Genomic DNA, 19,064 nt, shown 5'->3' with positions numbered 1-19,064 from the left:
ACCTTTTTTGTTATGGTGATTTAAAAGTAATAAATTAGCCGTTGTTGTTCTTACATAAAAAAAACAGAAATTCTAGATAGTTTTTAGTAAAAACGGGATGCTTTTTGACCTTTTATTCAATTTCAAAAAGTTAGTTCTCTAAAATGTGATTATAAGCACGTGTAAAACACTGCGCCAGATAACTAGGTGGCTCTGGATTTTCTTTAGCCAGCCAAGTAATAATGACAAAGTAAAATCCTCCCGAAGTAAAAGTTTGTAAATATTGGATCTCTGCTTGTGTACCTTGTATATGAGTTGGTAGTTTAAAATTATCGTATATGTCGCTAAACTTATCATTCCAAATCTTTAAAAAATGGTAAGTTAAATTTTGCTGAATCAAAATTTTAATGGTTGCGCGTTTATCCCACCAAAAATTGAACAGATTACCCAGAAATTGTTCAGCAGTCAAATTTTTTAGGTCTTCTGCTAAAATCACTTGACAATATTCATAAAAATCTTGTTGACAATGCCAATCAATTAAATCCCCCTTATTAGCAAAAGCGCGGTAAAATGTCCCTCTATCCAACGAAGCATTAGCGGCAATTTCTGTGACTGTGATGTGCGAATAATCCTTTTGAGTCAACAGTCGGAGAAATGATTGCCATAACCATTGACGTGATTGTTCTTTAGTAGTTTGTTTTTTACCATTCATCGTTCACTCCTAAAGTAATAATTTTCTTTTCATTTTGCTACATGAGTAATTATTAACCTAGGATTCATAAAAAAGAACAGTTCACAAACAAGTGCTACAAAAGCGGCATTTTGTGGTATATTACTTTAATCAATTTATTTCAAAAATATTGCAATATTTTTTATTGCTTTTTTACTAATTTATTTGATGGTTGTAAAACGATTGCTATCAAAGATATTTAGTGAATGAGTACCAAGTTCTGCAGCCATATCGGTAGTTGACTAATTATCACAGTAATGAAGCATCTTTAACAATTTTTGATAATTATTTTTTTGGTCTGGAGATGCAGTTTTTACCATCATTTCAATATTAAGAGCCATCAAATTTAACTATGTAACTGACGACCAGAAAAACCTTCTGAAGTAAATTTAAGATTTGATTATTGCATAAATTTGGAACAAGCCATAGCAAATTGGGATCAATTGTCACTAAGTTGTAGTTAAGTCTATTCCCAGCAGCTCGAAACTTTCGTGCTGCCATAGTTCACGCTTGCCGAATAATGCGCGCTCGGCTGTTGAAAATAAAGGGTAATGTGTTGTTTTTGCAGATGTTTATTAAAATTTTGATAATTTATTAATAAATATCAGCTCAGTCTGATTGAAAAATTAGAAGCTTTGTGCTAATAATAAATGTTAGCGATTACAAAAAAGTGAGGAAAAAACAGTGTTATATATTGATCTAGCTAACAGAGGAGTTGATTGTCAGAATCCGTATTTAAGTCAAGCAGTGATTGAATACTTAGAAACGCAAACTAAGTTTGGTGATGAAACACTCATTGGCTTTACACATTCTTCACAACCAGCGGTCACTTGTGGAGTTAATCAAAATGTTTGCGCAGAAGTCAACTTGGGTTACTTAAAGAACCAGCAATTTACTTTAGCGCGGCGCAGTTCTGGTGGCGGTGCGATCTATAGCGACGCTGGGAGCTTAACTTATTTTTATGTAGATAGTGATCGGGGAACTAATTATCAGCAGTTTGATTTGTATGCCCAAACGATGCTGAAAGTTTTGCATGAATTAGGCGTACCCGCAATTATGAATGGTCGAACTGATCTTACGGTGGCAGATCAAAAGTGTTCTAGCCTGTCCTCTGCGAGAATTAAGCAACGGTTTTCTTGTGGTGGCACCTTAATGTTGGATGTTGATATGGCTCAAGCCAAAGCAGCTTTACAGCATGTGGCGATCAAGGGTGTTCCCTCAGTTCAACGTCGAATTACTAATATTCGGCCTTATTTGAAATCAAAATATCAAGATATTACTCGACAACAAATTCAAGACTTATTTTTACAGATGGAATTTCAAACGACTGATTTAACAGCATTTCCAACTTATCACATGACAGATGAAGACTGGCAAGCGGTAACTAAATTGGCAGCTACTAAATACAGTACGCCGGAATGGATTTATGGTTCACAGCAAACCGGAGCCCATTTTCATGCACGCCACTTCGCTAATTTGGGGACAATTGAATTTGCGTTTACTGTGCAGCACGACGTGCTGACGCAAATCAAAATTTATGGTGATTTTGCGTTGGCTTCAGGAAATTTGCAATTGATTGAACAGAATTTAATTGGGGTTTCCTTTCAGTTAAAGCCGTTAATTGATGCTTTTCAACAAAGCAATTTACCTGAAAATTTAGGCGCTTTTCAACCAGCAGCGTTAGCCAAAATTTTGCTGGAAGAACAATATGCGATCCAAATTCCTACATTCCAATAAATTATTTTGTCTTGACGGAGTTTTTAATTAGTACACAACTTCTCAGTTATTTTGTTCCACTTCATTTTAAAACAGGAATGCTTGTCCAAGCTTTTGCTTGGGTGAGCATTTTTTGGTCTAAAATGTAATGGTTTTTCATTGATTTACATATTAAATAATTTGATAATCAAGTCTAAAAAATGCATACTTATTGCTTATAAAATACCATGCGGCTATTTATTGTCAAATAATAGCACTTATATAGCTTATTTCTTGCTAAAAAAATTAGAGCCTTTTATGATTGCCCTAGAAATTAATTTTCATAATTTGAAACATTGATGGGGGTTATCAAATGGCAGAATTAGATTTAAAACTTAACCAAATGGGGATTGATCGGATTGCAATTAGTCCGTATACCAAGTATTCACGAGGCTACATGGAACCAGGAAATCTGGGGAACGGTTACGTCACCGGAATCAAAGTTGATGCTGGTGTGCGTGACAAAACCGATGATGATGTTTTAGACGGTATTGTTTCCTATGATCGGGCAGAAACCAAAAACGCTTATATCGGACAAATTAATATGACAACAGCCTCAAGTTTTACTGGGCCGCAGGGGCATTTCTTAGGATATGACTTGTTGCGCAATCCGACGGTTGATCAAGCAGAGCCATTATTCAGTGTGGAACAGTGGGATGGCAGTCGATTACCAATTTATGACGCTAAACCATTACAAGATTCTTTAGTTGAATATTTTGGCGTCCGCGATGAACGTCGCCATTATCCAGCACCGGGGAGTTTTATTGTTTGTGCTAACAAAGGAGTGACCGCTTCGCGTCCCAAAGCTGACCAAGCCATGAAACCCGGACAAGGTTATGGTGTTTGGTCCGCTATCGCAATTTCGTTTGCGAAAGATCCAGAACATAATTCTAGCATGTATATCGAAGATGCTGGCGTTTGGAATACACCTAGTGAAGCTGAGCTGAATGAGTTTTTGGCACAACGGCGCCGCGCCATTGCTAAATCAATTGCTGCCTGTGGTCAAGATGCTGACACATCTTTTGCTAGTTCGTGGATTGGTTTTGCACATACGATGATGGAACCGGGGCAAATTGGCAATGCTATCACAGCGGCCCCTTATTTTTCCTTACCAATTGATGCCATTCCTAACGGCTCATTACTAACGCCAGATAAAGATATGGAAATTATGGAACAACTGACTTTGCCGCAATGGCTAGACCAAATGGGCTATGAATCCATTGTAGAAACTAAACAGATTAAGTATTAAGGGGAGGAGGAAACTACTTGTGACTGCCCAGAAAAAACAAGCAACAAAAAATTCAACGACGCAAAAAGTCGGAGTCTTAGGACTCATTGCGTTTGTTTTATCCGCTATGGTTGGCGGTGGCATTTATGATTTGCCGCAAAATATGGCGATTAAAGCTGGGATGTTGGGACAAGTCTTCGGTTGGATTCTAACCGGGGTGATCATGTGGTTTATTGTGCGTTCTTTTTTGACTTTGTCAGAAATCAGGCCGCAGTTTACGACAGGATTATATAAGTATGCCGATGATGGTTTTGGTCGCTTTACAGGCTTTTTTGTTAGTTGGGGTTATTGGATTTGCGAGTGTTTTGCCAACGTAACATATGCCGTATTATTAATGTCCACGTTAAACACTTTATGGCCGGGAACTTTTGGCAATGGCAATAATATTCCGTCCTTAATCTTAAATAGTTTAATTCTGTGGGGAATGAGTTTATTAATTCTCAATGGAATTAAAGGTGCTAGTTGGGTGGATATCACTGGTACCGTTGTAATGCTCTTATCAACTGCAATCTTCTTAATTACGATGATTGTCGTCTTTAATTGGCAGACTTTCACGACTAATATGTTTGCTAATCATGCTATTGCTAGTTTAGGAGATAAGAATCTTGGTTCTTTAGCTTCACAAGTCAAAAATACGATGATGACGACCTTATGGGTCTTTGGTGGGGTTGAAGGAGCAGTTGTTTTGTCTGATAAGGCTCGTAGTCAAAAAGATGTTCGGACGGCGACCAAATATGGCTTTTTAATTTGTTTAGTGTTATATGCGTTGGCCTCACTATTACCCCTCGGTTTAAAAAGTTATGGTCAAATTGCGGTGATGCATTCGCCATCTTCCGGAGAATTAATGAATCTCGTAGTTGGACCTTGGGGACGTTTGATTATCACGTTTGGGGTCATTTTAGCGGTCTTATCTAGTTGGTTAACTTGGACCTTACTGCTCTCGCAAATGCCGGCGGCGGCTGCTCAAGATCAGACTTTTCCACGGGCTTTTGCCAAAATTAATAAAAATAAAGTGCCTTCTTTTTCAGTGGTTGTTTCCACGATTGTCATGCAGATTATTATTATTGGCACGCATTTTGCGGGCAATGCGTTTAATACGATGCTAACGATTGTCGGCACCATGACTGTACCGCCGTATTTAATTTCGATGCTCTATCTATTTAAAGAAAGTAGCAGCGAAAAAACCTTTAATCCACAACATTTAACCACAACTTCTTCGCGCACGAAAGCCCATTACATCAGTCTCTTAGGAGCTTTAGGAACTATTTTTATGGGATACGCTGCGGGGATTGAATATACAACTTTGTCATTTATTATTTATGCGCTGGGAATTCCGGTCTTTATGTATGCGCGCAAGCAATATGCTCCTCAAGCTGCGATTTTTACGAAATACGAAAAGATCTTTGCCGGGGTAATTATTTTAGTCGCTGTCTTGGGCTTAATCTTTGTGATGTCTAAACATTAAGTGATTTAGTATTTGAAGCATGGTAATAAAAAAGGAGGGTGCGTTAATGAGTATGGATTTAGCCGATAATGAACAATTTGTTCGTAAATATTTACCAGAAATCAAAGTGAAAAAGGTGCTGCCGGCCTTAACTGCGGTTCCAGAAAAAATGACCAGTATTGCCCTGAATCAAGACGGAGAGTTGGAACAGGTGATATTTACCGCGGGCACGAAAGTTTATTACTATGATTTAAAGCAACCTCATTCCTTACAGGAACGGAGTCGAAATGAAGTTAAAAGTGCGCAATGTTTAAAGGGAGTACCGCATGGCAAAATTAAAATTGTGTTTGAAGATTTAGAACAATGGCAATTTAATGATTTAATTGCGGGGCGCGCCTTTGATTTAGTTCAGGCTATTTCACCGCAGGAAAATACGCAAGCGGCCTATGATAACACTATTCGGGGTGGTTTTCCGCAATTATTAGATGCGGATCATGGTCCGGAAGTGGATCGTTTACGCAATTATATGCAAAATGGTTATATTAGCCAATACGAGTATGAAGATAGTAATCCAGCTTTGCCTAAAGCTGGTAAATGAGTCGTTAATTAAAAAACATTAGTCATTCAACGAATAATTTGATAAAAATTGGCATGCAAAGAGACGATTGTTCAAAAGGCAAGTTTTATTTTGAGAAGTCGTCTTTTTTGGCGGGGAACTTGTAATTGGCCGTGCTAGTGTTATACTGTAATGGTACACAGGTGAAGGAGGATATTATGAAATTTAAAGATAATATTCCGATCTATTTACAAATTAAAGATCTAATCAATCGCCAAATTATCGCTGGTAAATACCGACTGGGTGATAAATTACCATCTGTTCGGGAACTATCTGTGAGTTTAGAAGTTAATATTAATACTATTCAAAAAGCATTAGGCGAATTAATTCAAGAACAGATAGTAATTACGAAGCGGGGATTAGGTAATTTTGTAACGGAGAATCCGCAGATTATTGACCATTTACGGGATCAGATTATTGATCAAACACTGAGTGAAATGTATGAAGCATTGTCGCAAATGGGTTTAGATCAGGGAGAAATGTTCTATTATATTAAATTATATTTGGGTGAGAGGATGAATGACAATGACGACTAAACTATTACAAATTGCAGATTTAACTTACCGGAAAAACAATAAATTAATTTTAAATGATGTGAATTTGACTTTAGATACGGGGCACTTCATTGGTTTAGCAGGGGCTAATGGTGCTGGGAAAACCACGTTAATTCGTTTAATTGCTGGTGTAGCCAAACATTATAAAGGAAGAATTTTGTTCGAAGATGATGATAATGTGGTACAAAGAAAAGCGCATGTTAGCTATTCCGATGAACTACAAGGTTTTGCCCCACAAACCCCAATTAATAAAATTATGCAGTTTTACCAAAGTGTTTATCCAGACTTTGTGGTAGATCGTTACCAACAACTAGCTGACTTTTTAAATTTGGAAGGTAAACAAAAATTAGGTAACCTCTCCAAAGGTAATCGCGAACGTTTAACGATTGCGTTGACGCTGGCGCGCAAGGCCCAACTCTATTTATTAGATGAACCATTTAGTGGCATTGATGTGATGAGTCGAAAAAAAATTATTCAAGGCATGCTCAATTGGGTAGATGATTCGGCTTCTGTGTTGATTAGCAGTCATCATTTAGAAGAAATTAGTCAGATTTTAGATGAATTAGTAATCATTAAAGACCAAACAGTACTTACACATCGTTCGACCGAAGAAATTGTGGAACAAGAACACTGTTCGGTGGAAGAATATTTTGAAGGTCTATATGAAGAACAGGAGGACACACTGGATGACTAACTGGTGGTCATTGTTTCAAACCGTATTTCTAGAACAATTTAAAAAGTTGCGTACTATTATTTTATTCAATGCATTATTTTTGGTGATTTCCGTGGTGTTTATGTTGTTTTCTGGCAATCACTATTGGGGTGAAGAATTCTTCTTCAGTGTTCTGATTTGGGCCATGGTTTTTGCCGTAGTGCTACTGGTGCAAACCATCATCTTGACGCAAAATCAAATCAATAGCAATCGCTACCAGCTCATTCCTTTTTCTACGTGGAAAATTTACCTGACTCAAATTCTCGGGGTGGTTGTGAATTGGCTGATATTTTTGGTAATGCAAGTCTGTCTATTGATTATTGCCTTTGGCTTGGTCTTGTTAGAAATTTGGCAGCAAAATCGCACGCTTTATTATTTTATGCAGCATTTTCAAATTTTTGAACATGCTCATTGGTCAGTGTTCTTAGTAGTCGTCTTAATCTCCTTGGGTTGGTTAATCTTGAGTTTGTTGTTTGTCAATACCATTAATTTTACCAGCCGCATTTCTCTGGATTATTTACCATTACGGCAGTCTAAAGTAGTGACGGTGGTAGTTTATTTGGTCATTACATGGCTAGCTATCAAGTTTTTACAATTAATGTTTCGTTGGTTCAGGGCAATTGCGTTTAATTCCATGATGCATATGAGTAGTCTCGCTGGCAATACGCATGCTAATTATGTTTTATTGTTTGGGGCGATTATCTTGTTGTTACTGGTTAATGCTTGGTTAACGAACTATTTGGAGCCAAAAAAATAAACTATTTAAGGGGAAAGTTATGACTAATAGTTGGCAAGTCTTCAAAGTAGTCAGTCGAGAACAATTTAAAAAGGCTACTATGACATTAATTATTAATTTGTTGTTTGTTTTCGTGACTAGTTTAATTGTTTTATTTAATAAAGGCAGTGTGCATAATTTTAGTGATGCAGTAGCAATCAGTTTAATAGCTTGGAGTTTTGTTTTTGGAATTGTCTATATTTGGCAGTTAGCGATGTTAATTCGGCGGCAAATGTATAGCAATCGCTATCAGTTATTACCGATTGCTACCTGGAAAACTTATATCGTGCAAGTGGTTAGTATGGTAGGTAGTTGGTTATATTTCTTTGTTGTTCAAGCTGTCTTAATTGCGGTAAGTTTCATTATTAGTCAGCACCATTACGCAACTAGTAGTTCCCTTAACCAGAATGATTGGCATGTGATCTGGGGTGGATTGGTGCTCATGCTGTTAATAGTGGTGGTGGCAATTTTATTAATCAATTTTGTCGATTTGATTAGTCATGTTTTATTGAATTATTTGCCGGGTGGAACGTCTAAACTAGTTAAATGGATCATTTATTTAATCGTGATGGTTTTAACTATTAAACTAGCTACGTTATTAATTCCATTGTTTACCAGGTTAATTGGTCCCCGTCAGTTCAATCTGAAAATTAGTGGTGGTTACTTTAGCGTTAATGCGGGTGCTAGTACGTCAATTTGGATCATTGCTGGTGGTATTTTACTGTTAAGTTTAGTCTTTTTGATTATTAATAGTTGGTTAGTGGAACATGTTGAAACGACTTATTAACTAACTAATCAAATTGATTAGGGGGATCAAGATTATGACTAAGTGGCGACAAGTTTTCAAAGTTTTAACACGTCAACAAATTATTCAGACGACTAAGCTATTATTGATTAATTTATTAATGATTGTGTTTGCTAGTGCGGTTTCAATTGGTGCAGGTCCACATTCGGATTGGTCATTGGTAATTTTTGCCAATGTGATTATTTGGGAAGTTATCTTCGATATTATTTTAGTTATTTTGACGATTTTTAATTCTAAAAATCAAACTTTTACCAATCAATACCGGCTGTTACCAATTAAAGATTGGCAACTATATGCTGTTCAAATTTTGAATGTGTTGTTGAATTGGTTATACATGTTTTTAGTGGATATCATCTTATTAGGTATTAGTTGCTTTACCATTTTTCTGAAAGATCGAGTAAATTGGCCCAGTAAAAGTGACTTAATGTTAACCACAAAACAAATTGTTCAAGTTGGTGTAATGGTAATTTTAACTATTGCCATTATGCTAGTGTTTGCTGTATTAGTAGTACATTTAGTGAGCTTCATAGGAAAATTTATTACTGATTTTGTGCCCAATCAAAAGTGGATTAAATGGCTAATTTACTTAGCTGTTACGGTGATAACTATTTATTTGGTTTTGCGACTGTTTGACTTTTCAGATTGGTTAAGTTGGTTTGTTGGTTATCGTAGATTAAATGTTTCTACCATTTTAGGAACTTTTATGGTTAATGATGGATTGTTTATTGTTATTGATTTCCTTTTGTTTGAGGGTAATACAATTTTAATGTATAACTTAGAGACTAATCGGTAAAAATCTATGTGGCATTACATTATAATCTGCTACTTTAAGTAGTAAAATTTGTGCTAACGACATTCAATATTAATTACAAAGCTTTCAGTGTCTGAGCTGGGTAAGTGCTCAGCTTTTGTCGCAGTGCTTAAATAGCGCTCCAAAGGGCAAAAACTTGCGCCTAACTACGCCCAAGAACTAAAGTTAAGAATCAACTTTAGTTTTGGTCTAGGTTATTGCTCAGTTTCTAAGCGCCCTTTGTCGCAGTGTGTTTATTAGCGCTCCAAAGGCAAGAAACTTGTGCCTAACTACGCCTAAGAACTAAAGCCTAAACCAACTTTAGTCTTAGTCTAGGTTAGTACTCAGTTTCTGAACAGCCTTTGTCGCAGTGTGTTTATTAGCGCTCCAAAGGCAAGAAACTTGTGCCTAACTACGCCTAAGAACTAAAGTCTAAACCAACTTTAGTCTTAGTCTAGGTTATTGCTCAGTTTCTGAACAGCCTTTGTCGCAGTGTGTTTATTAGCGCTCCAAACAGCAGAAGTCTGCGTTTAGCTACGAATAAGCCCTCAAGTTTATAAAGCAAAACTTAAGTCCTTATTCTAGGCTATACTCAACTTCTAAACGCTGTTTGTCGCAGTGCTTAAATAGCGCTCCAAAGGGCAAAAACTTGCGCCTAACTACGCCCAAGAACTAAAGTTAAGAATCAACTTTAGTTTTGGTTAGGTTAGTGCTCAGTTTCTAAACGCCCTTTGTCGCAGTGTGTTTATTAGCGCTCCAAACAGCAGAAGTCTGCGTTTAGCTACGAATAAGCCCTCAAGTTTATAAAGCAAAACTTAAGTCCTTATTCTAGGCTATACTCAACTTCTAAACGCTGTTTGTCGCAGTATTTAAATAGCGCTCCAAGTGCCAAAAGCCTGTGTCTAACTACGAATAACCAATCAAGTTAAAAATCGCAACTTAATTGGTTATCCTAGGTTAGTCCGCGGCTTTGAAGCGGCACTTGTCGCAGTATTAACTATGATTTTGTATCACTCTATGCTAGAATATTTCACTAAATGTTTAGCTATTAATAAAAAATTTGGGGATAGTTAAAGAATGACAAAACAAACAGCCAAGCAACAAGAACAAGCACATTTGAATGATGTTGTTCAAAAGATTCAACAGGCCGAACTAAAATTAACGCACAGTATGGCCACCGCCAAAGCCGACATTAAAGAAATTGACCGGACTTTTGGGGATGATGTGCATATTGGCATGGGTGATGACGCTATTTCAATGGCGGGGGCATTATCGATTCATCAACAGCAACAGATGCTGGCCGAAAGAAATAATTCTTGGCAACGTTCGCACCAACAACTGGGGGTCTTACGAAAGCTGGAACAAAATCCTTATTTTGCACGCATTGATTTTCAAGAATTACCAGCTGGTAAACCAGAGACCATCTATATTGGTTTAGGATCATTTACCGACCGCCATGATCACTTTTTAGTTTATGATTGGCGGGCGCCCATTTCTTCAATTTATTATGATGGTGATTTGGGGAAAATCACTTATCAAACACCGGACGGTGAGCAAGCAGTTGACGTGCAATTAAAGCGTCAATTTATTATCCAAGATGGACAGATTAAGACTTTATATGATACCGAAGAAACCATTGGTGATCAGATGTTACTGGAAGTTTTGGATGAAAAAGCCAGTACCAAAATGCGGGGCATTGTGACAACCATTCAACGCGAACAAAATCAAATTATTCGTGATACTACTTCGGACTTGCTGTTTGTGCAAGGTGCGGCTGGTTCGGGTAAAACGTCAGCTATTATGCAACGAATTGCCTTCTTACTTTATCGTTACCGTCGTAAATTGACTTCAGGTCAAGTCTTAATGTTTTCGCCTAATATGTTATTTAATGACTATATTAGCCAAGTCTTGCCCGAGATGGGCGAACAAAATATGGTGCAAATGACTTATTTGCAATATGTTGCGCGGCGCTTGCCACATTTACAATTACAAACTCTGTTTGAGCAGTTTGAACAAACAATTCATCAAGCTCAAGATGTGGTCACTGATTTGATGACCGATATCGAATTCTTTAAATTGGAAACCAACTATGCTCAGATTCTAGGCAGTGGCGGTGTTTATTTTCGAGATTTGAAATTTAAGAAACGGGTCTTGATTTCCAAAACCAAAATTGCCGAAATTTATTATGGCTTTGGTTCGCAATATAAGTTAATCAATCGCATTGATGGTACTAGACAACGACTCATGAAGATTTTGAATCAACGTTTGGGTCAAGAAATGCGCAAGAAATGGGTTCAAGAAACGATTGAGTCGTTGAGCCAAGAACAATTACGGGCTTTGTATGATTATCCTGACCAAGAATTTAAAAACAGTGATGCAGAACAAAAGTTTTTAGCCCGTAAGATTGTGACACAAGCCTTTAAACCTTTAGCACGCCAGATTCAGCATAACAATTTTGTCAACTTAACTGCGACGTATCAAAAATTTTTACAAACAGTACCGCAATTATTAGATTTACAACAGTGGCATATTACGCCTCAACAATGGCAACAGCATTTAACAGACTTTCGGCAAAATTTAAAGGCTAAAAGAATTACGATTACGGATATTTCACCGTACTTATATCTCTATGATTTGATTACGGGTTATCACGGGGACACAAGTATGAAGTTTGTCTTTATTGATGAGATTCAAGACTATACTCCATTTCAGTTAGCTTATTTAAAGTACAGCTTTCCTAGAGCTCGTTATACAATGTTGGGTGATTTGAACCAGTCGATTTTAGTCAAGGAACAAAACAATACTTTGCTCAAAGAAATTACGCAATTGTTTGATGCGTCTAAAACGCGGGTGGTCCAGTTGACACATTCTTATCGTTCTACGAAACAAATTACCGAGTTTACGAAGGCATTGTTAACGCAAGGTGAAAAAATCACACCGTTTAATCGGGAGGGTGACTTGCCGAACGTGAAGATTAATGCGGATGAACAACAGATGCTCAAAGCCGTTTTACATCAATTACAATTAAACCAACAAGATCAATATGTGACGGCTATTATCACACGTGATTTGGCCCAAGCGCAACAAGTTTATGATCAGTTAAAATCAATTGAAAAAATTACTTTAATTCGTTCAGAAAATCAGCGCTTAGCCGCTGGTAATATTGTGATTCCGGCCTACTTAGCGAAAGGCTTAGAATTTGATGCTGTTATTATGTGGAATACTAGTGCGGGACAATTCCAAGCTGACGAACGCCAATTAATTTATACAATTGCTTCGCGGGCAATGCACCGCCTCAGCATTTTGGCGGTTAAGCAACTGGAACCACTGGTAGCGCAAGTTCCGCAGCAGCTGTATATACAAGAGTAAATCAATGTTACTTGACAACCATGTTAAACTATTGAAGTTTGGTTGATAAACCAATTGAATAGTAACTTGGGGGAAACAAAATGCGAATGTTATTGATGAGTCATGGACAAATGGCTCAGGCAACTTTAGCTAGTGCAGAAATGATTGTGGGAGAATTGCCGAATGCTTATGCAGTTGGTCTAAGTGCTGATCAAAGTGCGGCCGATTTTCAAAAAGCAGCGGAATATTTTTTGGAACAAAACTTGGAAGAAGAGACAGTGGCAGCCATTGACTTTTTAGGTGGAACGCCGTCAGATGTCGTTTTACGATTGATGGTGAAATATCCGCGCTTGCAGGTGGTTAGTGGGATTAATCTACCCATGGTAATTGAGTTTGCGAACCAATCTTTAACGGCGGGTCATTTAAGTAAAACAAAGTTACTAGCAGCCAGCAAGAATGGGATTGTTGATGTTAATGCTAAGTTAAGACGTTATAACTAAAATTGAAAATAATATAAATTCAGGAAAATGTTCGTTGTATACGAGCATTTTCTTTTTGTCTGAGCTGCTTTTTGGTTGATAAAAGTTGCCAATTAGTTGCCAAATAGCATAATTGCTAGTAAAGTTATTCTTGCTGTGTCTAAAACGTATTAGAATTAGAAGTAAAGGATGTTGTATTTTGAAAAAGAAAACATATTTTGGTTTAGCTATAGGAATTATTTTAATTGCGGCCAACTTACGCTTGCCGATTACGATGTTACCGCCAATCTTGCCGTGGTTACATAGTGCACTGGGTTTTGCAACTAGTTTAAGTGGGTTGTTGACGACGATTCCTCTGCTGATGTTTGCCTTATTATCACCAATGATTGCTAAATGGGGCATTCGTTTCGGCAATGCGCAAGTATTGTGGTGTACGTTACTGACATTAACGGTTGGGGGTTATTTACGGGTCATTCCGAGTACCTGGGTTTTATTAATTGGGACAGTTTTAGTCGGACTAGGTATTTCTGGCGGCAATGTTTTATTACCAGCAGTGATTCAAGAATATTTTCCCCAAAAAGCGACCTTATTAACCAGTTTATATACCTTTACGATGGGATTGGTGGCTTCGGCTGGCACAGGTTTAGCAGCACCTTTAGTTAAAAAGACTAATTTAGCGGCCACAATTGCATTAATGACGACCGTTAGTTTAATTGCTTTTGTGATTTGGTGGGTTGTGGTTCGCCAACTACCAAAAAAACAATCAGTGGCCAAACATGAAGCGGTTAAAGTACCATCAATTAAAAAATACCGCTTAACGTGGTTTATGACCTTTTTCTTTGGGACACAATCGTTGTTATATTATTCCATGTTAACTTGGTTGCCTGTTTTTTGGAGTCATAATGGTTTTTCAACCACACAAGCCGGATTATTAGCCACCGTTTATCAACTGTGTGGAATGCCAATGTCCTTAATAATTCCTGCTTTAGCTAGCAAAAAGCCGGGAATGTATGCGAGTGTAGCGATTGTTGGTGGTGGCTTTGCGATCGGAACCTTTGGCTTGTTACTAGTGCCACATAGTTTTATGGGCAATATGATTTTGGCAATTGTTGCCGGTTTAGCTTCGGGTTCTGCCTTTAGTTTGTGTATGGTCTTTTTCCAGCGGAAAACTAGTTCCGTTTATCAAACAGCAAAATTATCAGGAACTGCGCAATCAGTCGGTTATTTGTTAGCAGCAATTGGACCAACCCTAACGGGGGTAATTGAAGGGCAGCTTCATTCTTTTACGCCGATCTTCATTGCTTATAGCATTTTAGGCATTTTATTGTTGATCAGTGGTATTGTGATCACTCATCAAAAACCATTGCCGAATGAATAATTTAATTGAGGGTTAGCTAGTGTTTTGTCACTGTAGCGAGCCCTTTTTTAATAATCTTAATACACAAAAATAGCGAACTAGTCTTTAAGGCTAATTCGCTTTTTTTGGATGTTAAGTTAACTACTGAAAATTAAGCTTCAGTTTGAGTTTGTTGCTTTTCAATCACCTTGCCCATTCGGGTAACTAGTAATACTAAAGCAATCACAGCGCACATAATAGTTGCGGCAATGAATGATGCTTTACCAGCAGGGATTTTAATTGCGGCCCAGAGCATTGGTGCAATCACACCGGCAATTGAGGAAACTAGGGTGTTCATCGAAATAACAACTGGAAATTGCTTCTCGTCAGCTAAGATGGATAATTCGAATTGAATTGTCGCATTAACCATTACAATGCCCATACCAGAAAACATATTACCGATAATGTGGCAAGCCGGATTATTAAAGAAGATGACAAATACATAGGATAAAGCAAAAGCTACAAAACCAAAGGCCATGGTATCCGACTTTGTCATCTTGCGAATATACTTCAATAAGAAGCCGGTCAAAATACCTCCGATATTACCAATAGCAGTGACCATGCCGACGTAAGTAGTACCCCGACCTTGAGCGGCTAAGGCAATAGATTGATTAGACATAAAGATCATTAAAGCTAAAGAAGTAAAGAAAGTAATAATAATAATCAAATAAACATGCCAGTTTAAACCCTTAAGCAAACTCCAAAAGCTTTGCTTATTATCTTTATCATTTTGAGTAGCCACAATTTTAGTATCTTGAGGTACCATAAACCAAACCGCTATTAAGACGATTAAAGCTAACCAGTAAACCCAAAATAAATTGCGCCAATTAGAACCACCTAAATAGCCGCCTACGTAAGTAAAGACCATCATACCAATATTGTTAAAACCAACGGACCAACCCATGACGTTTGCCCGGTCTTCACCTTCAAAATGTTCCTGTAATAAAATAGGACTAACGTTACTGATTAGACCAGTTCCACAACCCAGTAGGACCATACAGGCGAGGATTAAATTCAAACTGCTAGAGTAGAATAATGGAACAATTCCACTAATTAAAACAAACAAAACGGCCATTAAACCAATATTTTTCCGTGTCATTTTATACGTTAACCAAGTAAAAGCTAATGTAGCGATTAATTGGCCTAACTGGGAAATGGAGCTAACCATTTGTACTTTGGAAATAGGTTCATTGGGGAATGATTTAGCAATGGCGGCAATAGCAGAGCCAATAACTGATCCAGTCATCAGCAGTAAGTTCATACTTAAGATACCAATCGCTAAAACTGTTTTCTTTCGATTCATATTAAATTCCTTTCTATTATGAGTTATGTACTACTCGTTAACTATCATAAAGGGTGTTAACCGCTTCCTCCATATGTAAAAGTGAGTAATTATGTGTTGATTTCTTAGATATTTTTAAAATAATTATCAATATATGAAACTATTGATGTCTAGAACCAATTATTTGTTAGTAAATAATTAATGCTATTTTTATTTTAAAAATTGCTAAATAAATGCAGTAGGGGATTTTTAAGTGCTTTTTAGTTTAAAAATAATTAAACTTTGTACATATAAAAAGTCTCCAAAATGAAAATCAATTTTGGAGACAGTTAAGATTTGCAATAGCTTAATTGTTGAAGAAACTTTTTTGATTGTGCTATTGAGCAAAATAATCTGGGACAGTAATGAAAGCACAAGAATTTGGCCTTAACGAAAGCTGCAAGTGTTGATTTTTCAGGGTAATTGTTTCTGTGGTTAATTTTGAAGCAGCTTGTAATGTCTGAACTTGTTGGTCATTGACGTATTCTGGTTTACCCATTTGCTCCCAAACTTGCTTGGCATTAGCGTGGTCAGTATCAATTCTTTGAATGGTGCAATCTTTATCTGGACCAGACAATTGAATGCTGATTTGTTCAGTCGCAATTGGTTGGTCAGGAACATTATGATTGTAAGCCAGTAATTGTAAGTCAGTTTGGTTTTGGACTGCTAATAATTCGGCAGTTGCATTAGAGTCAGCTGTGACAGCTAAACGTTTGGTTCCTAATTGATGAAAAATCTCAAAGATGCGATAAGCAGGTTTAGCAATACCGTTGGTAGTTTGCAAGCCAAAACCACCGTGAAAAAGTCCGGGCTTTTGGGATTGTTCTTCAAAAATATCCGAAAAAGTCCAAAAAGAATAACCAGCGACTAAGCCATCATTATCGGCTAAAGTTTTAGCAATCATTGCCGCCGCATAGGGTTCATCATGAATGGAATCACCTAGCATCGCTGAAACGTTCCATTCGGTATAGTACAACGGATAACCTTGAGCGTCTTGGTGGGCGATGCGCGTCATTTTTTGGAGAACACCGCGGCGATATTCGGTGATTTGACCGCCAGTTTGCTTGAAAAATTCGTCAATATCCATACCGCTTTGCCACAACGGATCATCCGTAGGGTAGTGGTGTGATGAAATAAAATCTAGTGGTACCTGATTTTCTTCACAAAAATTAACCATTTCTTTAATCCAAGCATTAAAGGATGTGGCTGGTCCGCCGACCTTTAATTTGGGATCAATGGCTTTCAGTGTTTTGGCAGTAATTTCGTATAGATGAAAATAATCGGCTTGTGTACCGGCAAAAAAGAGCGGCAAGTTGGGTTCATTCCAAACTTCAAAAAACCAAGATTCCACTTCGCTTTTGCCGTAGCGTTCTAGTAAATGATTGGTAAAGCGGTGAATTAATTCTTGCCATTGCGCATCTGAAGCCGGCATCGAATTATTACCACCATAGGCAAAAATAGTTTTACCACCAGAAGCTAAGCAACTGGGCATAAAGCCTAATTCTAAGAAGGGTTTCATGCCAATACTCAATAAAAAGTCAAAGATCTTGTCAATATTAGTAAAGTTGTAGGTTATACCAAGCGATTGGCCTTGGAAATCAAAATTCTCGATACAAACACTCATCTCATCATCGAATAAGCCATGAAAACGAACGTATTTAAAGCCCAATTCCTGATGGGCTTTGGTTAATTGCGCCTGATAATCAGCACGTAACGCCGTATAAGCGTGGCAACTACCGACGCACACTTCCCAATAATGGGGGAAATCAGTAACTTGATCTGTTTGAATTTGAAAGTTAATCATGTTTTAAACCTCACTTGAATTAGTTGTTTAATTATTCGCAGCTTGTTTAGCTTGACTGATTTTTTCTACACGAGTACCAAACCGTGTAATGAGTAAGATTACAGCTACAACAATCGAAACGATCATGCCCGCAATGAAGGAGTTATAACCCGGTTTAATTTTTAATGCTGCTAGTAAAATTGGGACAATCATTCCAGCAATGGAGCCTAAGAGTGTGTTAATAGAAATGGCGATAGTAAATTGCTTTTGGTCAGCTAAAATCGACATTTCATAAGGAGCGGTGGCGTTAACTAAAACAATTCCCATGCCTGAGAAAGCATTACCAATAACATGCATTACTACATTAGATGAAAAAATGATACAAATAAATGACAAAGCAAAGGCAACAAATCCCCAAGCAATGGTATCATTGCGAGTCAATTTGCGAATATATTTGAGCGTGGCAGCAGTTAAAATACCACCAGCATTCCCCAAAGCAGTGACCCCAGCTACATAAGCAGTACCTTTACCTTGAGCAGCGAGGACAATTGACTGATTAGAAACAAAGGTCATCATAGCTAAAGATAACATGAAGTTAATAATATAAATGATGTAAACATAACCGTTTAAACTTTTTAATAAAGACCACAAGCCCGTTTTAGTTTTGGTTCCTGTTTTATCCTGCTTAGTATTGGCTAATTTGGTATCTTGTGGAATCAGGATAAATGCCAAAACAAAAACAATTAAGGCTAAGCTATAAACCCAGAATAAATTACGCCAGTTTAGTTTTCCTAAAAATCCACCTAAGAAAGTAAAGATCATCATTCCAGCGTTCGTGACACCTGATGCCCAGCCCATCACAGTAGCTCGAGTCTCACCTTCAAAATTTTCTTGTAGTAAAACGGGTACGAGGTTAGTAATGGTACCGGTACCAAAACCAACCAGGACCATGCAAGCTAAAATAATATTTAAATTACTACTGTAAATGGCCGGTAACATCCCAGCAATGGCTACAATTCCGACGGCTAAGAGGCCTAAATTTTTGCGCGTCATAATAAAAGCTAAGTAAGTAAAGATGGCGGTGGCAATGATTTGACCTAACTGAGGAATAGAACCAATCAATTGCACTTTGGAAACTGGTTCATGGGGAAACGAACGAGCAATCGCTGCAATTGCTGCACTGGCCGTGGTGCTGAGCATTAATAATAAATTCATGCTCAAAATCCCGACAGCCATGGAAATTTGTTTTTTATTCATAGCTATTCTCCTTTTTTGGTTACGCTTTCTCG

16 protein-coding genes are annotated in these 19,064 nt (G+C 37.5%); 12 read left to right on the top strand and 4 right to left on the bottom strand.

The window, feature by feature from the left end:
• Positions 1-130 precede the first annotated feature (130 nt).
• Positions 131-691 (bottom strand): TetR/AcrR family transcriptional regulator, encoded by a 561-nt coding sequence (locus AC3B5S_RS03545; protein WP_489757054.1) that lies wholly within the window; start codon positions 689-691, stop codon positions 131-133.
• Positions 692-1,393: 702 nt separating this feature from the next.
• Here AC3B5S_RS03545 and AC3B5S_RS03540 point away from each other — a divergent pair.
• From AC3B5S_RS03540 to AC3B5S_RS03485, 12 genes are all read left to right on the top strand, one after another.
• Positions 1,394-2,446: a lipoyl protein ligase domain-containing protein gene (locus AC3B5S_RS03540; RefSeq protein ID WP_489790071.1), complete on the top strand. Its 1,053-nt coding sequence runs from the start codon at positions 1,394-1,396 to the stop codon at positions 2,444-2,446.
• Between the two features lie 331 nt (positions 2,447-2,777).
• Positions 2,778-3,713, top strand: a complete 936-nt coding sequence (gene hdcA / locus AC3B5S_RS03535; RefSeq protein WP_489757056.1) for a histidine decarboxylase, pyruvoyl type — start codon at positions 2,778-2,780, stop codon at positions 3,711-3,713.
• Positions 3,714-3,732: 19 nt separating this feature from the next.
• The gene (locus AC3B5S_RS03530) at positions 3,733-5,217 is read left to right on the top strand and encodes an amino acid permease (RefSeq protein WP_489757057.1); all 1,485 of its coding nucleotides are present in this window, start codon (positions 3,733-3,735) and stop codon (positions 5,215-5,217) included.
• A 46-nt stretch (positions 5,218-5,263) separates the two neighbouring features.
• Positions 5,264-5,794 (top strand): histidine decarboxylase maturation protein HdcB, encoded by a 531-nt coding sequence (hdcB, locus tag AC3B5S_RS03525; RefSeq protein ID WP_489757058.1) that lies wholly within the window; start codon positions 5,264-5,266, stop codon positions 5,792-5,794.
• A 176-nt stretch (positions 5,795-5,970) separates the two neighbouring features.
• The gene (locus AC3B5S_RS03520) at positions 5,971-6,348 is read left to right on the top strand and encodes a GntR family transcriptional regulator (protein WP_489757059.1); all 378 of its coding nucleotides are present in this window, start codon (positions 5,971-5,973) and stop codon (positions 6,346-6,348) included.
• Positions 6,338-7,060 carry an ATP-binding cassette domain-containing protein gene (locus AC3B5S_RS03515; RefSeq protein ID WP_489757060.1) on the top strand — a complete coding sequence of 241 codons (723 nt, stop codon included), beginning with the start codon at positions 6,338-6,340 and terminating at the stop codon, positions 7,058-7,060. Before AC3B5S_RS03520 ends, AC3B5S_RS03515 begins: the two co-directional genes overlap by 11 nt.
• A complete protein-coding gene (locus AC3B5S_RS03510) occupies positions 7,053-7,835 on the top strand; it encodes a hypothetical protein (RefSeq protein ID WP_489757061.1) in 783 nt (260 codons plus the stop codon). Before AC3B5S_RS03515 ends, AC3B5S_RS03510 begins: the two co-directional genes overlap by 8 nt.
• A 19-nt stretch (positions 7,836-7,854) precedes the next feature.
• On the top strand, positions 7,855-8,640 hold the full coding sequence (locus AC3B5S_RS03505; RefSeq protein WP_489769246.1) for a hypothetical protein: 786 nt from the start codon (positions 7,855-7,857) through the stop codon (positions 8,638-8,640).
• A 34-nt stretch (positions 8,641-8,674) separates the two neighbouring features.
• The gene (locus tag AC3B5S_RS03500) at positions 8,675-9,451 is read left to right on the top strand and encodes a hypothetical protein (RefSeq protein WP_489774726.1); all 777 of its coding nucleotides are present in this window, start codon (positions 8,675-8,677) and stop codon (positions 9,449-9,451) included.
• 1,074 nt (positions 9,452-10,525) lie between these two features.
• Positions 10,526-12,817: an RNA polymerase recycling motor HelD gene (helD, locus tag AC3B5S_RS03495; RefSeq protein ID WP_489790070.1), complete on the top strand. Its 2,292-nt coding sequence runs from the start codon at positions 10,526-10,528 to the stop codon at positions 12,815-12,817.
• An 80-nt stretch (positions 12,818-12,897) separates the two neighbouring features.
• The gene (locus AC3B5S_RS03490; protein WP_489757065.1) at positions 12,898-13,296 is read left to right on the top strand and encodes a PTS sugar transporter subunit IIA; all 399 of its coding nucleotides are present in this window, start codon (positions 12,898-12,900) and stop codon (positions 13,294-13,296) included.
• A gap of 178 nt (positions 13,297-13,474) precedes the next feature.
• The gene (locus AC3B5S_RS03485) at positions 13,475-14,653 is read left to right on the top strand and encodes a CynX/NimT family MFS transporter (RefSeq protein ID WP_489757066.1); all 1,179 of its coding nucleotides are present in this window, start codon (positions 13,475-13,477) and stop codon (positions 14,651-14,653) included.
• Positions 14,654-14,783: 130 nt separating this feature from the next.
• Here AC3B5S_RS03485 and AC3B5S_RS03480 read toward each other — a convergent pair whose 3' ends face one another.
• From AC3B5S_RS03480 to AC3B5S_RS03470, 3 genes are all read right to left on the bottom strand, one after another.
• Entirely contained in the window at positions 14,784-15,974 is a 1,191-nt protein-coding gene (locus AC3B5S_RS03480; RefSeq protein ID WP_489790069.1) for an MFS transporter, read from the bottom strand.
• A 355-nt stretch (positions 15,975-16,329) separates the two neighbouring features.
• Positions 16,330-17,796 (bottom strand): GH39 family glycosyl hydrolase, encoded by a 1,467-nt coding sequence (locus AC3B5S_RS03475; RefSeq protein WP_489757068.1) that lies wholly within the window; start codon positions 17,794-17,796, stop codon positions 16,330-16,332.
• Between the two features lie 27 nt (positions 17,797-17,823).
• Positions 17,824-19,032 (bottom strand): MFS transporter, encoded by a 1,209-nt coding sequence (locus AC3B5S_RS03470; protein WP_489757069.1) that lies wholly within the window; start codon positions 19,030-19,032, stop codon positions 17,824-17,826.
• Positions 19,033-19,064: the final 32 nt, after the last annotated feature.

The sequence above is a fragment of the Bombilactobacillus sp. ESL1094 genome (assembly GCF_058107425.1).
The sequence above is the reverse complement of the archived record's forward strand: the minus strand, read 5'-3'. Positions and strand labels throughout refer to the sequence as shown.